The 2,757-nt window shown below is 70.3% G+C and carries 4 protein-coding genes and 1 pseudogene; 2 read left to right on the forward strand and 3 right to left on the reverse strand.

The window, feature by feature from the left end; genetic code table 11:
- Positions 1-188: 188 nt before the first annotated feature.
- Positions 189-797, forward strand: coding sequence for a hypothetical protein (locus B7X32_RS20115; RefSeq protein WP_292723823.1), 609 nt, complete (start codon positions 189-191; stop codon positions 795-797).
- Between the two features lie 127 nt (positions 798-924).
- Here the strand turns inward: B7X32_RS20115 and pth are convergent, their stop codons facing one another.
- Both pth and B7X32_RS20125 read right to left on the reverse strand, forming a co-directional pair.
- Positions 925-1,506, reverse strand: a complete 582-nt coding sequence (gene pth / locus B7X32_RS20120; RefSeq protein ID WP_292723825.1) for an aminoacyl-tRNA hydrolase — start codon at positions 1,504-1,506, stop codon at positions 925-927.
- A 105-nt stretch (positions 1,507-1,611) separates the two neighbouring features.
- Complete coding sequence (locus B7X32_RS20125) at positions 1,612-2,214, reverse strand: 50S ribosomal protein L25/general stress protein Ctc (RefSeq protein WP_292723829.1); 603 nt, start codon at positions 2,212-2,214, stop codon at positions 1,612-1,614.
- Between the two features lie 187 nt (positions 2,215-2,401).
- Between B7X32_RS20125 and B7X32_RS20130 the strand changes: the two genes are divergently transcribed.
- Entirely contained in the window at positions 2,402-2,527 is a 126-nt protein-coding gene (locus B7X32_RS20130; protein WP_258133241.1) for a hypothetical protein, read from the forward strand.
- Between the two features lie 105 nt (positions 2,528-2,632).
- Here B7X32_RS20130 and B7X32_RS20135 read toward each other — a convergent pair.
- A pseudogene (locus tag B7X32_RS20135) lies at positions 2,633-2,757 on the reverse strand (ABC transporter ATP-binding protein); the annotation flags it as partial.

Genomic DNA, 2,757 nt, shown 5'->3' on the forward strand with positions numbered 1-2,757 from the left:
CGGGACCACCGACATTCGAACCCCCAGATCAGCCCATGATTCCGAACTGTGCACAACTCCCCGGACACACGACCTGTGGAGGACGAAACGACCACCCCGCGCCACCCCGCGCATGGCCGCACGTCCCGTAAGCCGACCTGAGCACGCTGCACACACCGCGCGTCGGCGGCCGAGCCTAGGATGAACGCGTGACCGATCCGCAGCAGTCCAACCCCGTTCCGCCGCCCGCCGCGCCGGGATATCCGGCGCCGCCGGTCGCTCCGCCCGCGTACCAGCAGCCCGGGTACCAGCAGTCCGGGTACCAGCAGCAATCCGGCACGCCCGTGCACCAGGCCCCGCCCGGAGCCTTCTCCGGGCCCGCCGGCGGCTACACCGCTCCGTACGCTCCGACGCCCCCGGCAGCCGGCGGCTCAGGGCTCGGCCGCGTGGCGCTGCTGCTCGCCCTCCTCGCCACCGTGGTGCTCACGATCGTGGGCGCCGTGCTCGCCTGGCAGATCGGCCATGGCATCGGCGCCTCGACCGACCTCACGACCCTCGAGAACAGGGTCTCCGGCAGCGACCTGTCGATCCTCACGCCCGTGCGCGACCTCGTGCTGTGGGTCGAGATCACGTCTTGGACGGCGACCGCGCTGGGCATCTGGGCACTCGTCCAGGGCATCGTCGCGATCGCCAAGCGGCGCGGACGCGGGCCCGGCATCGCCGCGGTCGTCATCGCCGTGCTAGGACCGTTCGTGTACGGTCTCGTGGGCTACATCGCCTTCGTCATCGCGCTGGGCCTCGCGGCCACGCAGCGCTGACGGACGACACAGCGCTGACGGACGACGCGGCGCTAGCCGGCGACACAGCACTGACCCGCACAGCCTTCCGAACGGATCCCCTCGGAAAGAGCGCCGCAGGGAACGCGACGCCCGGGTCGCGCGCGACTCAGCGCGGCGCGTGGTGCTTCTGCTGCGCCGCGAGCAGCCCGTCCTGGACCAGTAGCTCCACGGCGTCCGCCGCGTCCGCGATGAGGATCGGGAGATTCGGGCGCTCCGCCGTGCCGAACGGGGCGAGCACCCAGTCGGCCGGATCCTGCCGCCCCGGAGGACGGCCGATGCCCACCCGCACACGCGGGAAATCGGGCGTGGTCAGCACGCGCGCGACGTCGCGGATGCCGTTGTGTCCGCCGTGTCCCCCGCCGACCTTGAGCTTGATCGTGTCGAAGGGGATGTCGAGCTCATCGTGCACGAGCACGATCCGCTCCGGATCCACCGAGTAGAACCGGGCGAGCGCGCCGACCGGGGCGCCCGAGACGTTCATGAAGCTGTTCGGCTTGGCGAGCACGAGCTTGTCGCCCCCCGGACGCACCCACGTCTCCACGACCCTGGCTCCGCCCTTGTGCTCGCGGAAGGTCTCGCCGCGGCGGGCAGCGAGCTCGTCGACGACCATCTGCCCGACGTTGTGCCGGGTCGCGGCATACTTCGGCCCCGGGTTGCCGAGCCCGACCACCAGCCATGTCTGCGCCATGGATCCATCCTCCCTGAATTCACCGGGTGCCAGGGAAACCCCCCTGGGACGACGAAGGGGGCGCGATCGGATCGCGCCCCCTCGGTCAGAAGTTCGAACCGCGGATCACTCCGCGGCGGCCTCCTCGGAGGATGCGGCCTCTGCAGCCTCGTCCTCGGGCTCGGCAGCGGCCTGCGCCGAGACGGCGACGATGAGCAGCTCGGGATCGGCGGCCAGGGTGACGCCCTTGGGCAGCGTGACGTCGGCGGCGGTGATGTGCGCGCCCTCCTCGAGCCCCTCGACAGAGACCTCGACGTGCTCGGGGATGTGCGTGGCCTCGGCCTCGACGGCGAGGTGGGTGTTCTCCAGCTGCACGATCGTGCCTGCGAACGCCTCGCCCACCACGACGACGGGAAGCTCGATCGAGACCTTCTCGCCCTTCTTCACGACGAGCAGGTCGATGTGCTCGATGACCTGGTGCACCGGGTCCTTCTGCACGTCCTTGACCAGGGTCAGCTCGGTGCGACCATCGATGTCGAGCTCGAGCAGCGCGTTGGCGCGACGGATGAGCAAGCCGACCTGGTGGCCGGGCAGGGCGACGTGCACCGGGTCGGTGCCGTGGCCGTAGATGACGGCGGGGATCTGGCCGGACGCGCGCAGACGGCGGGCGAAGCCCTTACCGAAGCTGGTGCGGAGCTCCGCGACGACCTTGTTGTCTTCAGTCATGATGTTCTCCTTGTTCACACGCGGCACGGGGGCTGCGCGGTGGTCTGAGTGAGTCGTCTCGACATGACGGAAGGAGAGCCAGAGCTCGCCGCGTCGATCACGGATGTGCGCGCACGCGCGCCATCCCTCGCCGAGGACCACCCCATGCTACCCGAGTTCGGCGCGGGCCACTGACGATAAGCTGTATGGCATGACCGATGGTGTATTCCTCTCCGAAGCGCTGGCCTGGCTGATCGGCCTCATGGCCGTCGGCGCGACGGTGCTCTGCTTCGGCGCGCTGTTCTCGCTCGGCCGCTCCGGCTACCGCAAGGACTGACGAACCGCACACGAGAAGAACCGCGCCGCCCCGAGGGACGACGCGGTTCTTCTCGTGTGGGTGCGCCCTTCGGCGGGCCCAGGGGGCGACCGCCTCGTGGTTCGCTCAGCCCACGCCGAGGTAGGCCTCCTTCACCGCCGGATCGGCGAGCAGCTCCTTGCCGGTTCCGGTGCGCGTGATCGCGCCGGTCTCGAGCACGAACGCGCGGTGCGCTCTGGCGAGGGCCTGGT

It is taken from the genome of Microbacterium sp. 13-71-7, assembly GCF_002257455.1.
Taxonomy (GTDB): Bacteria; Actinomycetota; Actinomycetes; order Actinomycetales; family Microbacteriaceae; genus Microbacterium.

Bases quoted from the DNA above. Each gene is read 5' to 3' on its own strand.
- pth (WP_292723825.1), bottom strand. From the start codon at position 1,506: ATGGCGCAGACATGGCTGGTGGTCGGGCTCGGCAACCCGGGGCCGAAG.
- B7X32_RS20130 (WP_258133241.1), top strand. From the start codon at position 2,402: ATGACCGATGGTGTATTCCTCTCCGAAGCGCTGGCCTGGCTGATCGGC.